Annotated in this window: 18 protein-coding genes; 16 read left to right on the top strand and 2 right to left on the bottom strand. The window is 54.8% G+C overall.

The genetic code is table 11. The features are described from left to right. Positions 1-75: 75 nt before the first annotated feature. The 3 genes from ECL_RS18055 to ECL_RS18045 all read left to right on the top strand — a co-directional run bounded on the left by ECL_RS18055 (position 76) and on the right by ECL_RS18045 (position 3,149). Positions 76-570, top strand: coding sequence for a YfbU family protein (locus ECL_RS18055; RefSeq protein WP_013098113.1), 495 nt, complete (start codon positions 76-78; stop codon positions 568-570). An 11-nt stretch (positions 571-581) separates the two neighbouring features. Then, a complete protein-coding gene (locus ECL_RS18050; protein WP_013098112.1) occupies positions 582-1,241 on the top strand; it encodes a sugar phosphatase in 660 nt (219 codons plus the stop codon). Between the two features lie 75 nt (positions 1,242-1,316). Beyond that, the gene (locus ECL_RS18045) at positions 1,317-3,149 is read left to right on the top strand and encodes an SLC13 family permease (RefSeq protein WP_013098111.1); all 1,833 of its coding nucleotides are present in this window, start codon (positions 1,317-1,319) and stop codon (positions 3,147-3,149) included. Positions 3,150-3,202: 53 nt separating this feature from the next. Here the strand turns inward: ECL_RS18045 and yfbR are convergent, their stop codons facing one another. Further along, the gene (yfbR, locus tag ECL_RS18040) at positions 3,203-3,802 is read right to left on the bottom strand and encodes a 5'-deoxynucleotidase (RefSeq protein WP_013098110.1); all 600 of its coding nucleotides are present in this window, start codon (positions 3,800-3,802) and stop codon (positions 3,203-3,205) included. 117 nt (positions 3,803-3,919) lie between these two features. Then, positions 3,920-5,134, bottom strand: coding sequence for an alanine transaminase AlaA (gene alaA / locus ECL_RS18035; RefSeq protein ID WP_013098109.1), 1,215 nt, complete (start codon positions 5,132-5,134; stop codon positions 3,920-3,922). A gap of 946 nt (positions 5,135-6,080) precedes the next feature. Between alaA and lrhA the strand changes: the two genes are divergently transcribed. From lrhA to nuoM, 13 genes are all read left to right on the top strand, one after another. Next, positions 6,081-7,052 (top strand): transcriptional regulator LrhA, encoded by a 972-nt coding sequence (gene lrhA / locus ECL_RS18030; protein WP_044157921.1) that lies wholly within the window; start codon positions 6,081-6,083, stop codon positions 7,050-7,052. Between the two features lie 597 nt (positions 7,053-7,649). Next, positions 7,650-8,090 carry an NADH-quinone oxidoreductase subunit NuoA gene (gene nuoA, locus ECL_RS18025; RefSeq protein WP_014171000.1) on the top strand — a complete coding sequence of 147 codons (441 nt, stop codon included), beginning with the start codon at positions 7,650-7,652 and terminating at the stop codon, positions 8,088-8,090. Positions 8,091-8,105: 15 nt separating this feature from the next. Continuing rightward, entirely contained in the window at positions 8,106-8,780 is a 675-nt protein-coding gene (nuoB, locus tag ECL_RS18020; RefSeq protein ID WP_003861482.1) for an NADH-quinone oxidoreductase subunit NuoB, read from the top strand. An 89-nt stretch (positions 8,781-8,869) separates the two neighbouring features. After that, positions 8,870-10,672 (top strand): NADH-quinone oxidoreductase subunit C/D, encoded by a 1,803-nt coding sequence (gene nuoC, locus ECL_RS18015; protein WP_013098106.1) that lies wholly within the window; start codon positions 8,870-8,872, stop codon positions 10,670-10,672. Between the two features lie 2 nt (positions 10,673-10,674). Next, positions 10,675-11,175, top strand: coding sequence for an NADH-quinone oxidoreductase subunit NuoE (gene nuoE / locus ECL_RS18010; protein WP_003861486.1), 501 nt, complete (start codon positions 10,675-10,677; stop codon positions 11,173-11,175). Continuing rightward, positions 11,172-12,509: an NADH-quinone oxidoreductase subunit NuoF gene (gene nuoF / locus ECL_RS18005; RefSeq protein WP_003861487.1), complete on the top strand. Its 1,338-nt coding sequence runs from the start codon at positions 11,172-11,174 to the stop codon at positions 12,507-12,509. Before nuoE ends, nuoF begins: the two co-directional genes overlap by 4 nt. A gap of 54 nt (positions 12,510-12,563) precedes the next feature. Continuing rightward, positions 12,564-15,287 (top strand): NADH-quinone oxidoreductase subunit NuoG, encoded by a 2,724-nt coding sequence (gene nuoG, locus ECL_RS18000; RefSeq protein WP_013098105.1) that lies wholly within the window; start codon positions 12,564-12,566, stop codon positions 15,285-15,287. Further along, positions 15,284-16,261 (top strand): NADH-quinone oxidoreductase subunit NuoH, encoded by a 978-nt coding sequence (gene nuoH, locus ECL_RS17995; RefSeq protein ID WP_013098104.1) that lies wholly within the window; start codon positions 15,284-15,286, stop codon positions 16,259-16,261. Before nuoG ends, nuoH begins: the two co-directional genes overlap by 4 nt. Positions 16,262-16,274: 13 nt before the next feature. Further along, the gene (nuoI, locus tag ECL_RS17990) at positions 16,275-16,817 is read left to right on the top strand and encodes an NADH-quinone oxidoreductase subunit NuoI (protein WP_003861491.1); all 543 of its coding nucleotides are present in this window, start codon (positions 16,275-16,277) and stop codon (positions 16,815-16,817) included. A gap of 10 nt (positions 16,818-16,827) precedes the next feature. Continuing rightward, entirely contained in the window at positions 16,828-17,382 is a 555-nt protein-coding gene (nuoJ, locus tag ECL_RS17985) for an NADH-quinone oxidoreductase subunit J (RefSeq protein WP_008500212.1), read from the top strand. Next, entirely contained in the window at positions 17,379-17,681 is a 303-nt protein-coding gene (nuoK, locus tag ECL_RS17980) for an NADH-quinone oxidoreductase subunit NuoK (RefSeq protein ID WP_003861496.1), read from the top strand. The genes nuoJ and nuoK overlap by 4 nt, the downstream gene beginning before the upstream one ends. Beyond that, positions 17,678-19,519 carry an NADH-quinone oxidoreductase subunit L gene (gene nuoL, locus ECL_RS17975; RefSeq protein WP_014832758.1) on the top strand — a complete coding sequence of 614 codons (1,842 nt, stop codon included), beginning with the start codon at positions 17,678-17,680 and terminating at the stop codon, positions 19,517-19,519. The genes nuoK and nuoL overlap by 4 nt, the downstream gene beginning before the upstream one ends. A gap of 76 nt (positions 19,520-19,595) precedes the next feature. Then, positions 19,596-21,125, top strand: coding sequence for an NADH-quinone oxidoreductase subunit M (gene nuoM, locus ECL_RS17970; RefSeq protein WP_013098102.1), 1,530 nt, complete (start codon positions 19,596-19,598; stop codon positions 21,123-21,125). Positions 21,126-21,131 lie beyond the last annotated feature (6 nt).

The following is a 21,131-nucleotide window of genomic DNA, read 5'->3' as shown; positions in this document are numbered from 1 at the left end:
TAATAAAAGAAGGCACAGTAACACACCGTTACCGTGTCTTTTTTTTCAAGTGCCATGCGCTACAGGAGTCGAAAGATGGAAATGACCCATGCTCAACGTCTGATTTTGTCCAACCAGTACAAAATGATGACTATGCTTGATCCCGATAACGCTGAGCGCTACAGCCGCCTGCAGACCATCGTCGAACGCGGCTTTGGTTTGCAGATGCGTGAACTGGACCGCGAGTTTGGCGAGCTGAAAGAAGAAACCTGCCGCATCGTGATCGACATTATGGAGATGTACCACGCGCTTCACGTGTCCTGGACCAACCTGAAAGATCAGCAGTCCATTGACGAGCGCCGCGTCACTTTCTTAGGCTTTGATGCCGCAACGGAAGCGCGCTATCTGAGCTATGTCCGCTTTATGGTGAATACAGAAGGGCGTTATACGCACTTTGATGCTGGCACCCACGGCTTTAACGCGCAGACCCCTATGTGGGAAAAATACCAGCGCATGCTGAGCGCATGGCACGCCTGCCCGCGCCAGTACCACTTAAGCAGCAACGAAATTCAACAAATCATTAATGCCTGACGGAGGTGCGTGTGCAGTGTAGATGTTTTCTGTTTGATCTGGACGGTACGCTGGTGGATTCGCTACCGGTTGTAGAGCGTTCATGGTGCCATTGGGCGGACAGACATGGCATCGACCATCAGGACGTGCTGAATTTTATCCACGGCAAACAGGCCATAACCTCGCTCCGCCATTTTCTGGCGGGACGCTCTGAGGACGAAATTCAGGCAGAGTTTAAATATCTGGAACACATTGAAGCCACCGATACGGACGGCATTACTGCGTTACCCGGTGCTCGTGAACTGCTTGAGCATTTGAATGAAGCGCAAATTCCGTGGGCCATTGTCACCTCCGGCTCGGTTCCCGTGGCTCACGCTCGTCATAAGGCGGCGGGTTTACCCACGCCGGACGTGTTCATTACCGCTGAGCGCGTGAAACGCGGCAAACCGGAGCCTGATGCCTTTTTGCTGGGTGCAGAACTGCTGGGCATCCCCCCGGCGGAGTGCGTGGTGGTGGAAGATGCGGCAGCGGGTGTGCTGGCCGGGTTGAACGCTGGCAGCCACGTTATCGCCGTCAACGTACCGGCCGATTCTCCCCGGCTGGACGAGGCGGACTTTGTGCTCAATACGCTGACCGCGCTTGATATCGCTAAGGCGCCAGACGGTATTGTAACCGTCTCGCTAAAAGTGTAATCCCATGATTTAGCCCCACGCTGCTGGGGCTTTTTTATGGCACAATTTCGCATCTCTCTCTGACAAGGACATGTTGTGAACGGTGAACTGATTTGGGTGCTCAGCCTGCTTTTAATCGCCATCATTCTGTTTGCTACAGGCAAAGTGCGCATGGATGCCGTCGCTTTGTTTGTTATCGTTGCGTTTGCGCTGAGCGGTACGCTCACGCTGCCGGAAGCCTTCTCGGGGTTTAGCGATCCTAACGTCATTCTGATTGCCGCGCTGTTTATTATCGGCGACGGGCTGGTGCGCACCGGCGTGGCGACACTCGTGGGGGCATGGCTGGTGAGGGGGGCTGGCAACAGCGAAACCAAAATGCTGATCTACCTCATGCTTACGGTCGCCGGGCTGGGAGCCTTTATGAGCTCGACGGGCGTCGTTGCCATCTTTATCCCGGTGGTGTTGAGCGTCTCCATGCGGATGCAAACCTCACCGTCGCGCCTGATGATGCCCCTGAGCTTTGCCGGGCTCATCAGCGGCATGATGACCCTGGTGGCCACGCCGCCAAACCTGGTGGTCAATAGCGAGCTGATACGTGAAGGGCTGGAGGGCTTTAGCTTCTTCAGCGTCACCCCGCTTGGGCTGGTCATTTTGTTGATGGGTGTGGTGTATATGCTGCTGACTCGCTTCGCCCTGAAAGGCGAGAAGCAGGACAAAACTAAAGATGGCTGGAAACGACGCACCTTCCGCGATCTGATCAAAGAGTACCGTCTGGCCGGCCGCGCCCGCCGTCTGGCTATTCGCCCCGGTTCGCCAATGGTCGGCCAGCGCCTGGATGACCTGAAGCTGCGCGAACGGTATGGCGCGAACGTGATCGGCGTGGAGCGCTGGCGTCGCTTTCGCCGGGTCATCGTCAACGTGAACGGGGTCTCAGAATTCCGGGCGCGTGACGTTCTGCTGATCGATATGTCCACCGCAGAGGTCGATCTACGTGAGTTTTGCAGTGAGCAGCTGCTGGAGCCGATGGTGCTACGCGGAGAGTATTTCTCCGACCAGGCGCTGGATGTGGGTATGGCGGAAGTGTCGCTGATCCCGGAATCGGAATTGTTGGGCAAAACCGTGCGTGAAATGGGGTTCCGTACCCGCTACGGCCTTAATGTCGTCGGCCTGAAGCGTGATGGCGTGGCGATGGAAGGGGCCGTGGTGGATGAGCCTATCCTGCTGGGCGATATTTTTCTCGTGGTGGGTAACTGGAAGCTTATCAGCCAACTCGGCCAAAAAGGCCGCGATTTTGTGGTACTCAACATGCCCGTTGAGGAGAGCGATGCCTCTCCGGCCCACAGCCAGGCGCCTCACGCCATTTTTTGTCTGGTGCTGATGGTGGCACTAATGCTCACCGACGAGATCCCGAACCCGGTGGCGGCGATTATTGCCTGCCTGTTAATGGGCAAGTTTCGCTGTATTGATGCCGAGAGCGCCTATAAAGCAATTCACTGGCCAAGCATCATTTTGATTGTCGGGATGATGCCATTCGCCCTTGCCCTGCAAAAAACCGGTGGGGTGGATTTAGTGGTTAAAGGGCTCATGGACATCGGCGGGGGATACGGTCCGTATATGATGATGGTGTGCCTGTTCGTGATGTGCGCCACGATAGGGCTGTTCATTTCCAATACCGCCACGGCGGTGCTGATGGCGCCCATTGCACTGGCGATGGCGAAATCGATGGGTGTGTCGCCGTACCCCTTTGCAATGATGGTGGCGATGGCGGCCTCTGCGGCGTTTATGACGCCGGTCTCTTCGCCGGTTAACACGCTGGTACTGGGGCCGGGGAATTACCGCTTTAGCGATTTCGTGAAGATTGGCGTACCGTTCACCATACTGGTGATGCTGGTATGTGTGGTGCTGATTCCGGTGTTATTCCCGTTTTAGCGTGAGCGCAGAAACGTTGGCCGGGTAAGGCGAAGCCGCCACCCGGCGAAAAATTACAACGGAGAATCCTGGCTGATCTCATCCAGCGATAAATGGAAGCTCGGCACAAACACCTGCATAAAATAATCCATCTCTTCGCTGCGGCGGGATTCCAGCGTTTTTTCCAGACGCGTTTTGGCCAGTAAAAACTCGTTATTCCCCGCAGACAACTCTTCCAGACATTTCAGATAGGCACACAGCGCGTCCGCCTGCTTCACCAGTGACTTTTCCTCTTCCGTATACTGATGTTCGTCAATCAGCGGCTCAAAGACGTCGCGTAGCTCTTCCGGGACCATCTCAATCAGTTTCTGCTGGGCAATCTTCTCAATGGCCTTATATTCCTGTGCAATCTGCGAATTGAAGTATTTCACCGGCGTGGGGAGATCCCCGGTCAGCACTTCGGACGCATCGTGATACATCGCCAGCAGCGCGATACGTTCCGCATTGACCTGACCGTTGAATTTGCGGTTTTTGATGGCCGCAAGGGCATGCGCGACCATTGCAACCTGCAGACTATGTTCTGAGACATTTTCGGTGCGCACATTGCGCATCAAAGGCCAGCGGTTGATGAGTTTCAGGCGGGAGAGGTGGGCAAAAAAATGACTCTGACTCATAGGTTACCTTTTGTCTTCACTGCGACAGACTTCATTGTGCGGGGAGGGGAGGGAAGATGCAAATTTGCGGATTTTGAAGGCCGGGTTAGCGCAGCGCCACCCGGCAGAATGCTTGTGTTACTGGTGGTAGCCGGAGAGGAATCGCCCGAAGCGGCTGATGGCCATTTCGAGGTCGTCTTCGCGCGGCAACGTCACGATACGAACGTGATCCGGCCATGGCCAGTTGAAGGCCGTGCCCTGAACCAGCAGCACTTTTTCCTGCAGCAGGAAATCAAGCACCATTTTTTGATCATCGTGAATGTTGAAGCGCTTCGCGTCGATTTTCGGGAACATGTAAAGCGCACCGTTAGGCTTCACGCATGAGACGCCAGGGATGTCGTTGATCAGCTCCCAGGCGCGGTTACGCTGTTCGTACAGGCGGCCGCCGGGCACGATAAACTCGCTGATGCTCTGATAACCGCCCAGCGCCGTCTGGATCGCGTGCTGAGCCGGAACGTTGGCACACAAACGCATGGAAGCCAGCATCTCCAGCCCTTCAATGTAACCTTTCGCATGTTTTTTCGGGCCGTTCAGGACCATCCAGCCCTGGCGGAAACCGGCCACACGGTAAGTTTTAGACAGGCCGTTAAAGGTGACGGTCAGCAGGTCTGGCGCCAGCGCGGCGATAGAGTGGTGCTGCGCGGCGTCATACAGGATCTTGTCGTAGATTTCATCAGCGAAGATGATCAGGTTATGCTGACGGGCGATCTCCACGATCTCCATCAGCAGCGCTTTAGAGTAGACGGCACCCGTCGGGTTGTTCGGGTTAATAATCACGATGCCGCGCGTACGCGGGGTGATTTTCGCACGAATATCATCGAGGTCCGGGAACCAGTCAGAGGATTCGTCGCAGAGATAGTGCACCGCCTTACCGCTTGAGAGTGATACGGCCGCCGTCCACAGCGGGTAATCCGGGGCGGGTACCAGCATTTCGTCGCCGCTGTTCAGCAATGCCTGCATGGCCTGCACGATCAGCTCAGAGACGCCGTTGCCGATATAAATATCCTCAACGGTAACGTCACGCATACCGCGTGCCTGGTAGTGCTGCATAATGGCTTTGCGTGCGGAGTAGAGTCCTTTTGAATCACAATAGCCTTGTGCAGTAGGCAGGTTGCGGATCACATCAACCAGGATTTCGTCCGGCGCTTCAAAACCAAACGGCGCAGGGTTACCAATGTTGAGTTTCAGAACCTTATTGCCTTCTTCTTCCAGGCGTTTTGCCTCTTTGAGAACCGGGCCACGGATGTCGTAACAGACGTTATCTAGCTTGCTGGATTTTTCGATAGGGGACATGAACCTTTAACCTTTTCGCTATTATTGCCGCTCCCTGCCGTGGAAGTCAGCACGGAACAATGTACTCCCCCCTCGCTTCGTTTTGAAGGGTAAACAGAAGAAGATTTTGTGCAATAGAAAAAATTCTGTTGAATCTCTTTCGCTGCCTGCGTTGAAATTTTCTGGTCTAAAGTTATGCATGAAAGCGTTTTATTAGGTTAATTGTGCTGTTAATTTTAATCTTTGTTGCATATTGTGCTATTAAAAATAAAATAGCGGCCAGGGTTAAGGCGGAAGTTTACCTGAGTGACTTTTCGTAAAATCTGAGTGCTTCAATAGATCGCGCTGTAATAGCAGGCTTTGGTTAAAAGTTGCTCATGTGAAATTAATGTTAAGTGTTATTAATGATTGGCCTTAATCTAAATTAAAATTTATTTATTATTAACCTACAAAATGCAACTTTAGTTAATTTTAATAAAATTAGTTTAGAAGCCTAACAACAACCTTTAATCCTGAATATTGCGATAAGACTTATAAATAAAGTGGATTTGAGTTAAGATGTCTTTAAGGAAAGCAGAGGAAAGACGTATGTGATTTGTATATCTTGCCCTGATTTTCTGAATTAATTGATTGTTATTGTTGGAGTTATCTCTGGCTGGCGTGTGCAAAGCACAACCTGCAACGTTGACAGCGCTGCGATAAAGATGGCAGAAAAGGTGTCATACCTTTAATGTAATTTACATTAACCTGCGATCATCTAAATATCCTGAACGTTTAAGAGAATAAAAATAACGTCATGAAACGTGCTTTCTGACTGTTGATATATACACTAAAGCAGCACAATAACTATCTGTCAGGCAGTCTGCCGGGCCGGGATGCGAGGGAAAACTCCAGAAGGAATTGCTTAACTGTTACACACAGCTTCAACCCGGGCAGCTCCGCACGAGCAACCTGAAAGTGAATAGATATGATAAATGCAAATCGTCCGATAATGAATCTCGACCTCGATCTGCTGAGAACGTTTGTTGCGGTCGCAGACCTCAACACTTTTGCAGCAGCTGCTGCCGCAGTTTGCCGAACCCAGTCCGCCGTCAGTCAGCAAATGCAGCGTCTGGAACAACTGGTTGGTAAAGAGCTTTTTGCCCGTCATGGCCGTAATAAGCTCTTAACGGAACACGGTATTCAGCTACTGGGTTATGCCAGGAAAATACTTCGCTTTAATGACGAAGCATGTATGTCATTAATGTTTAGCAACCTTCAGGGTGTGCTAACGTTAGGTGCATCTGATGAGTCAGCGGATACTATATTGCCGTTCCTTCTTAATCGAATCAGTTCGGTTTATCCGAAGCTTGCGCTGGATGTTAGCGTGAAGCGTAATGCTTTTATGATTGAGATGTTAAAAGAGAACGAGGTTGACCTCGTGGTCACCACGCATCGTCCCGGCCAATTTGATTGCCTGACGCTGCGAACGTCTCCTACGCACTGGTATTGCGCGGCGGAATATGTGCTTCAGCAAGGCGAGCCGGTTCCTCTGGTCTTACTGGACGATCCTAGCCCATTCCGCGATATGGTGCTGGCGGCGCTCAACGAGGCCAACATTCCGTGGCGACTGGCGTATGTGGCCTCCACATTGCCTGCCGTTCGCGCAGCGGTCAAAGCCGGCCTTGGCGTAACGGCGCGTCCGGTGGAGATGATGAGCCCGGATCTGCGGGTGCTGGGAAAATCCGATGGACTCCCTCCGCTGCCGGATACGGAGTATCTGCTGTGCCACAACACGTCCAGTAACAACGAGCTGGCGAAAGTGGTGTTCGAAGCAATGGAGAACTACCATAACCCGTGGCAGTTCGAGCATGTTACCCACGAAGGGGGGGATGACTCCCTGATCGTTGAAGGTGACTTTGAGTTATCGAGAGCTCAAAATTCTGGTAACAAAATGTAAGTGTAAAAAAATGCCACTCGCGCGATTTTCGCATGGAGTGGCTTTTTTTTTGCACAAATTCTCTCCGCTAAAGCGAGTTAAATGAAAAGAGTTCTTAATTATCAATGAGTAAAATACAGTTGATTAAATTCTGAACAAATTCTTTTCTCACTTCCTTCCCGCGCCAGGCATGTTAATAAAACAGGAAAGATGTTGCCGTTTTACTGGTTGAATTAACAAAAGCGTGTCTCAGATCAAGAAAATACTCCCATTTAGGGGGAGGAATCGTTGGCAAATCCTGTCAAAATAGGAGGGTTATTTTTTTTACTTCCAAAACGGACACGATTCAACAACATGCATTTGACGAAAAGTCAGGTAACCACCAGGGTTAAAGGGCACCAAATGTTAATGAGAATCGCTCGATGTAATTTAATGTGAAGAAACCTTTGTTAAAGTTGACAATAGGTTATAGAAAGGAGTAAAAAACCCCATCATTTTGCTGTCTACGTCTCATTTCTGACAGTTAGTGTAAGGTTATTTGTTCCTCCCCATGAATCGATGTGATGCCCATCTGCCAGCAAGAGCAGTGTCGTTGGTATCACTTTTGATGAGTAAGCAATGAGTATGTCAACATCCACAGAAGTCATCGCTCATCACTGGGCATTCGCAATCTTTCTTATTGTAGCCATTGGCCTGTGCTGCCTGATGTTAGTCGGCGGCTGGTTCCTGGGCGGTCGCGCCCGCGCAAGGCACAAAAACACCCCTTTCGAATCAGGTATTGATTCAGTAGGTTCCGCTCGCTTACGCCTGTCTGCCAAGTTCTATCTGGTAGCCATGTTCTTCGTCATCTTTGACGTGGAAGCGCTTTACCTTTTCGCATGGTCGACCTCCATCCGCGAAAGTGGTTGGGTAGGCTTTGTCGAGGCCGCAATTTTCATTTTAGTGCTACTGGCCGGTCTGGTTTATCTGGTGCGTATTGGCGCGCTTGACTGGACGCCTGCGCGTTCACGTCGTGAACACATCAACCCGGAAAACAGTATCTCTAATCGTCAGCAGTAACAGCGAGGCAATAAGATGGATTATACGCTCACCCGCATAGATCCTAACGGTGAGAATGACCGTTACCCCCTGCAAAAACAGGAGATCGTAACCGACCCCCTGGAGCAAGAAGTCAATAAAAGCGTGTACATGGGCAAGCTCGAACATGCCATGCACGATATGGTCAACTGGGGTCGTAAGAACTCCATCTGGCCATACAACTTTGGCCTTTCCTGCTGCTACGTTGAAATGGTGACGTCATTCACTGCGGTGCATGACGTTGCGCGTTTTGGGGCAGAGGTACTGCGTGCATCCCCACGTCAGGCTGACCTGATGGTGGTGGCCGGTACGTGCTTTACCAAGATGGCACCGGTTATTCAGCGTCTTTATGACCAGATGCTGGAGCCAAAATGGGTTATCTCCATGGGCGCATGTGCAAACTCTGGCGGTATGTACGACATTTATTCCGTTGTGCAGGGCGTAGATAAGTTTATTCCAGTGGATGTATACATCCCGGGTTGCCCGCCACGTCCGGAAGCTTACATGCAAGCGCTGATGCTGCTGCAGGAGTCTATCGGTAAAGAACGCCGCCCGCTGTCGTGGGTTGTTGGCGATCAGGGTGTCTATCGCGCGAACATGCAGTCTGAGCGCGAGCGTAAACGTGGTGAACGTATTGCCGTCACCAACCTGCGTACGCCTGACGAAATTTAATTTGCGCCTGTGGGCCTGGAGAACACCTTCGCATATCACTACTCAAATAGCGCGAAGCCAGGCTTAACAGTCACCACGGACCATTTGCAATGGTGAACAATATGACCGACTTAACCGCGCAAGAAGCCGCCTGGCAGACCCGGGATCATCTGGATGACCCCGTCATTGGCGAACTGCGCAACCGTTTTGGGCCGGATGCCTTTACTGTTCAGGCGACCCGCACCGGGGTACCCGTTGTTTGGGTGAAGCGTGAACAATTGCTGGAAGTTGTCGATTTCCTCAAGAAATTGCCAAAACCTTACGTCATGCTGTTTGACTTACACGGCATGGATGAACGTCTGCGCACGCACCGCCAGGGTCTCCCTGCTGCGGATTTTTCCGTTTTCTACCACCTGATCTCAATAGACCGCAATACGGATATCATGCTCAAGGTGGCATTGTCTGAAAACGACATGCATCTGCCGACGCTCACCAAACTTTTCCCGAACGCCAACTGGTACGAGCGTGAAACCTGGGAAATGTTCGGTATGACCTTCGACGGCCACCCGCATCTGACACGCATCATGATGCCGCAGACCTGGACCGGCCACCCGCTGCGTAAAGACTACCCGGCACGTGCGACTGAATTCGATCCGTTTGAGCTGACCAAAGCCAAGCAGGATCTGGAGATGGAAGCGCTGACCTTCAAGCCGGAAGACTGGGGCATGAAGCGCGGTACCGAAAACGAGGACTTCATGTTCCTCAACCTCGGTCCAAACCACCCGTCTGCGCACGGTGCATTCCGTATTATTCTTCAGCTTGATGGCGAAGAGATTGTCGACTGCGTTCCGGATATCGGTTACCACCACCGTGGTGCTGAGAAAATGGGCGAGCGTCAGTCCTGGCACAGCTACATTCCGTATACCGACCGTATCGAGTACCTCGGCGGCTGCGTAAACGAAATGCCTTACGTGCTGGCCGTTGAGAAACTGGCAGGCATCACCGTGCCGGATCGCGTTAACGTGATTCGCGTTATGCTGTCAGAACTGTTCCGTATTAACAGCCATCTGCTGTACATCTCCACGTTCATTCAGGACGTTGGCGCGATGACCCCGGTCTTCTTCGCCTTTACCGACCGTCAGAAAATTTACGATCTGGTGGAAGCGATTACCGGTTTCCGTATGCACCCGGCCTGGTTCCGTATCGGCGGTGTGGCACACGATCTGCCGCGCGGCTGGGACCGTCTGCTGCGTGAATTCCTCGACTGGATGCCGAAACGTCTGGCCTCGTATGAGAAAGCCGCGCTGCGTAACTCCATCCTGAAAGGCCGTTCCCAGGGCGTTGCTGCCTACGGCGCGAAAGAGGCGCTGGAGTGGGGGACCACCGGTGCTGGCCTGCGTGCGACCGGTATTGATTTCGACGTGCGTAAAGCGCGTCCTTACTCTGGCTATGAGAACTTCGACTTTGAAGTCCCGGTTGGCGGCGGTGTTTCCGACTGCTATACCCGCGTGATGCTGAAAGTAGAAGAGCTGCGTCAGAGTCTGCGCATCCTTGAGCAGTGCCTCAACAACATGCCGGAAGGCCCGTTCAAGGCGGATCACCCGCTGACGACGCCGCCACCGAAAGAGCGCACGTTGCAACATATCGAAACCCTGATCACCCACTTCCTGCAGGTTTCCTGGGGCCCGGTCATGCCGGCACAAGAATCCTTCCAGATGATCGAAGCGACCAAGGGTATTAACAGTTACTACCTGACCAGTGACGGCAGCACCATGAGCTACCGTACCCGCGTGCGTACGCCGAGCTTTGCGCACCTGCAGCAGATCCCGTCCGCCATCCGCGGCAGTCTGGTCTCCGACCTGATTGTGTATCTGGGTAGTATCGATTTTGTTATGTCAGATGTGGACCGCTAATTATGCACGAGAATCAACAACCACAAACCGAGGCTTTTGAGCTGAGTGAAGCAGAGCGTGCCGCCATTGAGCACGAGATGCACCACTACGAAGACCCGCGTGCGGCGTCCATTGAAGCGCTGAAAATCGTACAGAAACAGCGTGGTTGGGTGCCGGATGGGGCGATCTATGCGATCGCAGAAGTGCTGGGTATCCCGGCCAGTGACGTAGAAGGCGTAGCCACGTTCTACAGCCAGATCTTCCGTCAGCCGGTGGGCCGCCATGTGATCCGCTACTGTGACAGCGTTGTCTGCCACATTACCGGTTATCAGGGCATTCAGGCTGCGATTGAGAAAAAACTCAATATCAAGCCGGGCCAGACCACGTTCGATGGTCGCTTTACTCTGCTGCCAACCTGCTGCCTGGGTAACTGCGACAAGGGGCCGACCATGATGATTGATGAGGATACTCACAGCCATCTGACGCCGGAAGCCATTCCTGACCTGCTGGAGCAGTACAAATGAAAACTGTAATTCGTACTGCTGAGACGCATCCGCTGACCTGGCGTCTGCGCGATGACAAACAGCCGGTATGGCTCGACGAATACCAGAGCAAAAACGGCTATGCCGGGGCGCGTAAAGCCCTGGGCGGCATGGCGCCAGACGACATCGTTAACGCGGTGAAAGAGTCGGGTCTGAAAGGCCGCGGCGGCGCGGGCTTCTCCACCGGTCTGAAGTGGAGCCTGATGCCAAAAGATGAATCCATGAACATCCGTTACCTGCTGTGTAACGCGGATGAAATGGAGCCGGGTACCTATAAAGACCGTCTGCTGATGGAGCAACTGCCGCACCTGCTGGTGGAAGGCATGTTGATCTCCGCGTTCGCGCTGAAAGCGTACCGTGGTTACATCTTCCTGCGCGGTGAGTACATCGAAGCGGCGGAAAACCTGCGTCGCGCGATTGCCGAAGCGACCGAAGCGGGCCTGCTTGGCAAAAACATTCTCGGCACCGGGTTTGACTTCGAGCTGTTCGTGCACACCGGTGCAGGGCGTTATATCTGCGGTGAAGAGACCGCGCTGATTAACTCCCTGGAAGGCCGCCGTGCGAACCCGCGTTCCAAGCCGCCGTTCCCGGCAAGCTCCGGCGTGTGGGGTAAACCGACCTGTGTGAACAACGTCGAAACCCTGTGTAACGTTCCGGCTATCCTCGCCAACGGCGTGGAGTGGTATCAGGGCATCTCCTCAAGCAAAGATGCCGGTACCAAGCTGATGGGCTTCTCCGGCCGCGTGAAAAACCCTGGCGTCTGGGAACTGCCGTTCGGTACTACCGCCCGCGAAATTCTTGAAGACTACGCCGGTGGCATGCGCGATGGCCTGAAATTCAAAGCCTGGCAGCCGGGTGGGGCAGGGACAGACTTCCTGACCGAAGCCCACCTTGACCTGCCGATGGAGTTCGAAAGCATTGGTAAAGCAGGCAGCCGTCTGGGTACGGCGCTGGCGATGGCCGTCGACCACGAGATCGGCATGGTCTCGCTGGTGCGTAACCTGGAAGAGTTCTTCGCCCGTGAGTCCTGCGGCTGGTGTACACCGTGCCGTGACGGTCTGCCGTGGAGCGTGAAGATCCTGCGTGCTATCGAACGCGGCGAAGGCCAGCCTGGTGATATCGAGACACTTGAGCAACTGTGTCGATTCTTAGGGCCGGGTAAAACCTTCTGTGCCCACGCACCGGGTGCCGTCGAGCCGCTGCAGAGCGCGATTAAATATTTCCGCGACGAATTCGAAGCAGGCATCAAGCAGCCGTTCAGCAATACCCATTCAATCAATGGTATTCAGCCGAACCTGCTGAAAGCACGCTGGTAAAAACAGAATTTTGATTAACGCTCGAAGCAATTCGAGACAACTGGAAGCATGCTAATGGCTACGATTCATGTAGACGGCAAAGAATACGAAGTCAACGGGGCGGACAACCTGCTGGAAGCTTGTCTGTCTCTTGGCCTCGATATTCCGTACTTTTGCTGGCATCCGGCGCTGGGCAGCGTCGGTGCTTGCCGCCAGTGTGCGGTGAAGCAATATCAAAACGCGGAAGACACGCGTGGTCGCCTGGTGATGTCCTGTATGACGCCAGCCACCGAAGGCACCTTTATTTCGATTGATGACGAAGAAGCAAAACAGTTCCGCGAAAGCGTTGTGGAATGGTTGATGACCAACCACCCGCACGACTGCCCGGTCTGTGAAGAGGGCGGCAACTGCCACCTTCAGGATATGACCGTAATGACCGGTCACAGCTTCCGTCGCTATCGCTTTACTAAACGTACGCACCGTAACCAGGACCTGGGGCCGTTCATCTCTCACGAAATGAACCGCTGCATCGTCTGCTACCGCTGCGTGCGTTACTACAAAGATTACGCAGACGGTCAGGATCTGGGTGTGTATGGCGCACATGACAACGTCTACTTCGGTCGTCCGGAAGACGGTACGCTTGAGAGCGAATTCTCCGGTAACCTGGTAGAAATCTGTCCGACCGGCGTATTCACCGATAAAACTCACTCCGAGCGTTACAACCGTAAGTGGGACATGCAGTTTGCACCAAGCATCTGCCAGCAGTGTTCGCTGGGCTGTAACACCAGCCCGGGTGAGCGCTACGGCGAACTGCGTCGTATCGAAAACCGTTACAACGGTACCGTAAACCATTACTTCCTGTGCGACCGCGGTCGTTTCGGCTATGGCTATGTAAACCTGAAAGACCGTCCGCGTCAGCCGGTTCAGCGCCGTGGCGACGACTTTATCACCCTGAACGCTGAACAGGCGATGCAGGGTGCGGCAGATATTCTGCGCCAGTCGAAGAAAGTGATCGGTATCGGCTCCCCGCGTGCCAGCATCGAAAGCAACTTCGCGCTGCGTGAGCTGGTGGGGGCAGAAAACTTCTACACCGGTATCGCTCAGGGCGAGCAGGAACGTCTGCAGCTGGTACTGAAAGTGTTGCGCGAAGGCGGTATTCATACCCCTGCGCTGCGCGAAATCGAATCGTATGATGCGGTTCTGGTGCTGGGCGAAGATCTGACGCAGACCGGCGCTCGCGCGGCTCTGGCGGTTCGCCAGGCGGTGAAGGGTAAAGCACGTGAAATGGCAGCGGCACAGAAAGTGGCTGACTGGCAGATTGCGGCAATCCTTAACATCGGCCAGCGCGCGAAGCATCCTCTGTTTGTGACGAACGTCGACAACACCCGTCTGGACGATATCGCCGCGTGGACCTACTGCGCGCCGGTTGAAGATCAGGCGCGTCTTGGCTTTGCCATTGCTCATGCGCTGGACAACAATTCTCCGGCCGTTGAACTGGATCGTGACCTGCAAAGCAAAGTCGACGTGATTGTTCAGGCGCTGGCGGGGGCGAAGAAACCACTGATTATCTCCGGGACTAACGCCGGTAGCGCCGAGATCATTCAGGCTGCAGCGAACGTCGCCAAAGCCCTGAAAGGCCGCGGTGCGGACGTTGGTGTCACCATGATTGCCCGTGCGGTGAACAGTATCGGTCTGGGTATGATTGGCGGCGGCTCGCTGGAAGAAGCGTTAAGCGAACTGGAGTCCGGTGCTGCTGACGCCGTTGTGGTGCTGGAAAATGACCTGCATCGCCATGCCTCTGCCGCGCGCGTTGACGCTGCGCTCTCTAAAGCACCGCTGGTGATGGTAATCGACCATCAGCGCACCGCGATTATGGATAAAGCGCACCTGGTGCTCTCTGCGGCAAGCTTCGCAGAAAGCGACGGTACGGTTATCAACAACGAAGGCCGCGCACAGCGTTTCTTCCAGGTTTATGACCCGGCGTACTACGACAGCAACACCGTGATGCTGGAAAGCTGGCGCTGGCTGCACTCCCTGCACAGCACCGTGCAGAGCCGTGAAGTGGACTGGACGCAGCTCGACCACGTTATCGATGCGGTAGTCGAAAAACTGCCTCAGCTGGCGGGCATTAAAGATGCTGCGCCTGAAGCGAGCTTCCGTATTCGCGGCCAGAAACTGGCGCGTGAACCGCACCGTTACAGTGGCCGTACCGCGATGCGTGCCAATATCAGCGTGCACGAACCGCGTCAGCCGCAGGATAAAGACACCATGTTCGCCTTCTCCATGGAAGGGAACAACCAGCCGTCTGCGCCGCGTTCACAGATCCCATTCGCATGGGCGCCGGGCTGGAACTCCCCGCAGGCGTGGAACAAGTTCCAGGCGGAAGTGGGCGGTTCACTGCGTCACGGCGATCCGGGCGTGCGTCTGATTGAAGCCTCCGAAACCGGTCTGGACTTCTTCACCACCGTTCCGGCGAGCTTCCAGGCGCAGGACGGTAGCTGGCGTATTGCGCCGTACTACCATCTGTTTGGTAGCGACGAGCTGTCCCAGCGTTCACCGGTATTCCAGCAGCGTATGCCGCAGCCGTACATCAAGCTCAACCCGGCAGACGCCGCGAAGCTTGGCGTGAACGCGGGTGCGAACATTGCCTTTAGCTACGAGGGCCAGACCATCAGCCTGCCGCTGATTATCTCTGAAAGCCTGACAGCAGGGCAGGTCGGTCTGCCGATGGGTATGCCTGGCATCGCGCCGGTACTGGCGGGTGCGCGTCTTGATAACCTGCAGGAGGCAAAAGCATGAGTTGGTTAACGCCGGATCTTATCGACATCCTGCTGAGCATTCTGAAAGCGATTGTCATTCTGCTGGTGGTGGTCACCTGTGGTGCGTTCATGAGCTTTGGTGAACGTCGTCTGCTTGGTCTGTTCCAGAACCGTTATGGACCAAACCGCGTTGGCTGGGGGGGATCACTCCAGCTGGTCGCGGACATGATCAAGATGTTCTTCAAAGAGGACTGGATCCCACGCTTCTCGGATCGCGTGATCTTTACGCTGGCACCGATGATCGCCTTCACCTCGCTGCTGCTGGCGTTTGCTATCGTTCCTGTCAGCCCGACCTGGGTGGTGGCTGACCTGAACATCGGCATTCTGTTCTTCCTGATGATGGCAGGGCTCGCGGTTTACGCGGTACTGTTCGCAGGCTGGTCCAGTAACAACAAATACTCGCTGCTGGGTGCGATGCGTGCTTCCGCGCAGACGCTGAGCTACGAAGTGTTCCTGGGGCTCTCCCTGATGGGCGTGGTGGCGCAGGCCGGTTCATTCAACATGACCGACATCGTTAACAACCAGGCCGACATCTGGAACGTTATCCCGCAGTTCTTTGGTTTTGTTACCTTTGCTATCGCGGGCGTGGCGGTGTGTCACCGTCACCCGTTTGACCAGCCAGAAGCCGAACAGGAACTGGCCGACGGTTACCACATTGAATATTCCGGTATGAAATTCGGTCTGTTCTTCGTGGGCGAGTACATCGGTATCGTCACCATTTCCGCGTTGATGGTAACGCTGTTCTTTGGTGGCTGGCATGGCCCGTTCTTACCGCCGTTCATCTGGTTCGCGCTGAAAACCGCGTTCTTCATGATGATGTTCATTTTGATTCGCGCAGCGTTACCGCGTCCGCGTTATGACCAGGTAATGTCCTTCGGCTGGAAAGTGTGCCTGCCGCTGACGCTCGTCAACTTGTTGGTAACGGCGGCTGTCATTCTCTGGCAGCAGCCATAAGGGGCTATAGACCATGACCTTAAAAGAATTACTGGTAGGCTTTGGTACCCAGGTACGCAGTATCTGGATGATCGGCCTGCACGCGTTTGCCAAACGCGAAACCCGGATGTACCCGGAAGAGCCGGTATATCTGCCGCCGCGCTACCGTGGCCGTATCGTGCTGACGCGCGACCCGGACGGTTCCGAGCGCTGCGTTGCCTGTAACCTGTGTGCGGTAGCGTGTCCGGTAGGCTGTATCTCTCTGCAGAAAGCAGAGACGGTAGACGGCCGCTGGTACCCTGAGTTCTTCCGCATCAACTTCTCACGCTGCATCTTCTGTGGTCTGTGTGAAGAAGCGTGCCCAACCACGGCGATTCAGCTCACCCCGGACTTTGAACTGGGTGAGTACAAGCGTCAGGACCTGGTGTACGAGAAAGAGGATCTGCTGATTTCCGGTCCGGGCAAATACCCGGAATATAACTTCTACCGGATGGCGGGTATGGCAATCGACGGCAAAGATAAGGGCGAAGCAGAGAACGAAGCCAAGCCTATCGACGTCAAGAGCCTGTTACCGTAAGGAGAGGGCAATGGAATTCGCTTTTTATATCTGTGGCCTTATCGCCATCCTGGCTACGCTACGAGTGATTACGCACACCAATCCGGTGCATGCGCTGCTGTACTTAATCATTTCGCTGCTGGCTATTTCCGGGGTGTTCTTTGCGCTCGGCGCGCACTTTGCCGGTGCGCTGGAAATCATCGTTTACGCCGGGGCCATCATGGTGCTGTTCGTCTTCGTGGTGATGATGCTGAACCTGGGCGGCTCTGAAATTGAGCAGGAACGTCAGTGGTTAAAACCGCAGGTGTGGATTGGCCCGGCAATTTTGTCGGCCATCATGCTGGTGGTGATTGTTTATGCCATTCTCGGCGTGAACGACCAGGGCATCGACGGTACGCCAATCGGCGCGAAAGAAGTGGGTATCACGCTGTTTGGCCCATACGTTCTGGCGGTTGAACTGGCCTCTATGCTGCTGCTGGCGGGTCTGGTTGTTGCCTTCCACGTTGGCCGCGAAGAGCGTGCTGGTGAGGTGCTGAGCAACCGCACTGACGACCGCGCGAAAAGAAAAACGGAGGAACGCGCATGATCCCCTTAACACATGGACTGATCCTCGCTGCGATTTTATTCGTTCTGGGCTTAACCGGTCTGGTTATCCGCCGCAATCTGCTGTTTATGCTGATCGGTCTGGAAATCATGATTAACGCCTCCGCGCTGGCCTTCGTGGTCGCCGGAAGCTACTGGGGCCAGACCGATGGTCAGGTGATGTACATTCTCGCCATCAGCCTCGCGGCTGCCGAAGCGAGTATTGGCCTGGCGCTGTTGCTGCAGCTCCATCGTCGCCGCCAGAACCTGAACATCGATTCAGTAAGTGAGTTGCGTGGATGAACATGCTTGCCTTAACCATTATTTTTCCGCTGATTGGCTTCGTGCTGCTGGCGTTTTCTCGCGGCCGCTGGTCTGAGAATCTGTCTGCGACCGTCGGCATGGGATCTGTCGGTCTGGCTGCGCTGGTAACAGCGTATGCGGGTATCGATTTCTTCAACAACGGGCGTCAGGCCTTCAGCGTGCCGCTGTGGACCTGGATGTCGGTCGGTGATTTCAACATCGGTTTTAACCTGGTGCTGGATGGTCTCTCGCTGACCATGCTCTCCGTGGTGACCGGCGTGGGCTTCCTGATCCATATGTTCGCCTCCTGGTACATGCGCGGTGAAGAGGGCTACTCCCGCTTCTTCGCCTACACCAACCTGTTTATCGCCAGCATGGTGGTTCTGGTGCTGGCCGATAACCTGCTGCTGATGTATCTGGGCTGGGAAGGCGTGGGTCTCTGTTCGTACCTGCTGATCGGGTTCTACTACACCGATCCGAAGAATGGCGCAGCGGCCATGAAAGCGTTCGTCGTGACCCGTGTGGGTGACGTCTTCCTCGCGTTCGCGCTGTTCATTCTCTACAACGAACTGGGCACGCTGAACTTCCGCGAAATGGTGGAACTGGCGCCTGCACACTTCGCCGCAGGCAACAACATGCTGTGGTGGGCAACGCTGATGCTGCTGGGTGGTGCTGTGGGTAAATCTGCACAGCTGCCGTTGCAGACATGGCTGGCCGACGCGATGGCGGGTCCAACCCCTGTCTCCGCGCTGATCCACGCCGCGACCATGGTCACCGCCGGTGTGTACCTGATTGCGCGTACCCATGGCCTGTTCCTGATGACCCCGGAAATTCTGCATCTGGTGGGTATCGTCGGTGCGGTCACGCTGGTGCTGGCAGGCTTTGCTGCGCTGGTGCAGACCGACATCAAACGCGTTCTTGCTTATTCCACCATGAGCCAGATTGGCTACATGTTCCTGGCGCTGGGCGTTCAGGCGTGGGACGCGGCGATTTTCCACCTGATGACGCACGCGTTCTTTAAAGCGCTGCTGTTCCTCTCATCCGGTTCCGTGATCCTGGCCTGCCATCACGAGCAGAACATCTTCAAGATGGGCGGACTGCGTAAGTCCATCCCGCTGGTGTATGTCTGCTTCCTGGTGGGCGGCGCGGCGCTGGCGGCACTGCCGCTGATTACCGCGGGCTTCTTCAGTAAGGACGAAATCCTTGCCGGTGCCATGGCGAATGGTCATATCAATCTGATGGTTGCGGGTCTGGTCGGTGCGTTCATGACCTCCCTGTATACCTTCCGTATGATTTTCATCGTATTCCACGGTAAAGAACAAATTCACGCTCATGCAGGGAAGGGGATTACTCACCACCTGCCGCTGATTGTGCTGCTGGTCCTGTCCACCTTCGTTGGCGCGATGATTGTGCCGCCGCTGCAGGGTGTACTGCCAGACACCACCGAGCTTGAGCACGGCCGCGTTCTGACGCTTGAAATCACCTCTGGTGTGGTCGCTATCGCGGGTATCCTGATTGCTGCATGGCTGTGGCTGGGCAAACGCACGCTGGTGACTGCCGTTGCCAACAGTGCGCCAGGCCGCCTGCTGGGCACCTGGTGGTACAACGCGTGGGGCTTCGACTGGCTGTACGACATGATCTTCGTTAAGCCGTTCCTGGGCATTGCGTGGCTGTTGAAGCGCGACCCACTGAACAGCCTGATGAATATCCCGGCGATCCTCTCCCGCTTTGCAGGTAAAGGCCTGCTGTACAGCGAGAACGGTTACCTGCGCTGGTATGTGGCGTCCATGAGCATCGGTGCGGTTGTCGTGCTGGCGCTGCTGATGGTGTTGCGTTGATCGTAAAGTGAATTTTATTCGAATTCGTTGAAAATCAGGCCCCTTCTGGGGGCCTTAAAAAGGAATGTAAATCGCCATGTTACTACCCTGGCTAATATTAATTCCCTTCATCGGCGGCTTCCTGTGCTGGCAGACTGAACGCTTTGGCGTGAAGATGCCGCGCTGGATCGCGCTGATCACCATGGGATTGACGCTCGCGCTTGGTCTGCAACTCTGGTTGCAGGGTGGCTACTCCCTGACCCAGTCTGCGGGCATTCCGCAGTGGCAGTCTGAGTTTATCCTGCCGTGGATCCCGCGTTTCGGCATTACGATCCACCTGGCGATTGACGGTCTGTCGCTGCTGATGGTGGTGCTGACCGGTCTGCTCGGCGTTCTGGCGGTACTTTGCTCCTGGCGAGAAATCGAAAAATACCAGGGCTTCTTCCACCTGAACCTGATGTGGATCCTGGGCGGCGTAATCGGCGTGTTCCTTGCCATCGACATGTTCCTGTTCTTCTTCTTCTGGGAGATGATGCTGGTGCCGATGTACTTCCTGATCGCGCTGTGGGGCCATAAGGCGTCCGACGGTAAAACGCGTATCACGGCGGCCACCAAGTTCTTCATCTATACCCAGGCGAGTGGTCTGGTGATGCTGATTGCCATTCTGGCGCTGGTGTTTGTGCACCACAATGCGACCGGTGTCTGGACCTTCAACTACGAAGACCTGCTGAAGACCCCGATGTCTCACGGTGTGGAATACCTGCTGATGCTCGGCTTCTTCATCGCCTTCGCGGTGAAAATGCCGGTCGTCCCACTTCACGGCTGGCTGCCAGATGCGCACTCTCAGGCGCCAACCGCAGGTTCTGTTGACCTGGCGGGCATCTTGCTGAAAACGGCAGCCTACGGTCTGCTGCGTTTCGCGCTGCCACTGTTCCCGAACGCGTCCGCTGAGTTCGCACCGATTGCCATGTGGCTGGGTGTGATTGGTATCTTCTACGGTGCCTGGATGGCATTCACGCAGTACGACATCAAACGTCTGATTGCGTACACTTCCGTTTCCCACATGGGCTTCGTGCTGATTGCTATCTACACCGGCAGCCAGCTGGCGTACCAGGGCGCGGTGATCCAGATGATTGCGCACGGTCTGTCCGCAGCCGGTCTCTTCATCCTCTGTGGTCAGCTGTACGAACGTCTGCACACCCGTGACATGCGTATGATGGGCGGTCTGTGGAGCAAAATTAAGTGGTTGCCGGCGTTGTCCATGTTCTTCGCGGTGGCGACCCTGGGTATGCCAGGTACCGGTAACTTCGTCGGCGAATTTATGATTCTGTTCGGCAGCTTCAAAGTGGTACCGATGATTACCGTCATCTCCACCTTTGGTCTGGTGTTCGCGTCCGTCTACTCGCTGGCGATGCTGCACCGTGCTTACTTCGGTAAAGCGAAGAGCGAAATTGCTGCACAAGAACTGCCGGGGATGTCGCTGCGTGAGCTGTTCATCATCCTGCTGCTGGTCGTACTGCTGGTGCTGCTGGGCTTCTTCCCGCAGCCGATTCTGGATACCTCGCACTCCGCGATGGGTAATATCCAGCAGTGGTTTGTTAATTCTGCTTCTACTACAAGGCCGTAATTCGCC

Source organism: Enterobacter cloacae subsp. cloacae ATCC 13047 (genome assembly GCF_000025565.1).
Classification (GTDB): Bacteria; Pseudomonadota; Gammaproteobacteria; order Enterobacterales; family Enterobacteriaceae; genus Enterobacter; species Enterobacter cloacae.
Note: the sequence above shows the minus strand (reverse complement) of the source record. Positions and strands in the feature narration are given on the sequence as shown.

Coding starts and splice junctions, on each gene's coding strand:
- ECL_RS18055 (WP_013098113.1), top strand. CDS start 76: ATGGAAATGACCCATGCTCAACGTCTGATTTTGTCCAACCAGTACAAA.
- nuoL (WP_014832758.1), top strand. CDS start 17,678: ATGAACATGCTTGCCTTAACCATTATTTTTCCGCTGATTGGCTTCGTG.
- nuoA (WP_014171000.1), top strand. CDS start 7,650: ATGAGTATGTCAACATCCACAGAAGTCATCGCTCATCACTGGGCATTC.
- nuoB (WP_003861482.1), top strand. CDS start 8,106: ATGGATTATACGCTCACCCGCATAGATCCTAACGGTGAGAATGACCGT.
- nuoK (WP_003861496.1), top strand. CDS start 17,379: ATGATCCCCTTAACACATGGACTGATCCTCGCTGCGATTTTATTCGTT.
- nuoJ (WP_008500212.1), top strand. CDS start 16,828: ATGGAATTCGCTTTTTATATCTGTGGCCTTATCGCCATCCTGGCTACG.
- nuoI (WP_003861491.1), top strand. CDS start 16,275: ATGACCTTAAAAGAATTACTGGTAGGCTTTGGTACCCAGGTACGCAGT.
- yfbR (WP_013098110.1), bottom strand. CDS start 3,802: ATGAGTCAGAGTCATTTTTTTGCCCACCTCTCCCGCCTGAAACTCATC.
- alaA (WP_013098109.1), bottom strand. CDS start 5,134: ATGTCCCCTATCGAAAAATCCAGCAAGCTAGATAACGTCTGTTACGAC.
- nuoH (WP_013098104.1), top strand. CDS start 15,284: ATGAGTTGGTTAACGCCGGATCTTATCGACATCCTGCTGAGCATTCTG.
- nuoG (WP_013098105.1), top strand. CDS start 12,564: ATGGCTACGATTCATGTAGACGGCAAAGAATACGAAGTCAACGGGGCG.
- nuoM (WP_013098102.1), top strand. CDS start 19,596: ATGTTACTACCCTGGCTAATATTAATTCCCTTCATCGGCGGCTTCCTG.
- nuoC (WP_013098106.1), top strand. CDS start 8,870: ATGGTGAACAATATGACCGACTTAACCGCGCAAGAAGCCGCCTGGCAG.
- nuoE (WP_003861486.1), top strand. CDS start 10,675: ATGCACGAGAATCAACAACCACAAACCGAGGCTTTTGAGCTGAGTGAA.
- lrhA (WP_044157921.1), top strand. CDS start 6,081: ATGATAAATGCAAATCGTCCGATAATGAATCTCGACCTCGATCTGCTG.
- nuoF (WP_003861487.1), top strand. CDS start 11,172: ATGAAAACTGTAATTCGTACTGCTGAGACGCATCCGCTGACCTGGCGT.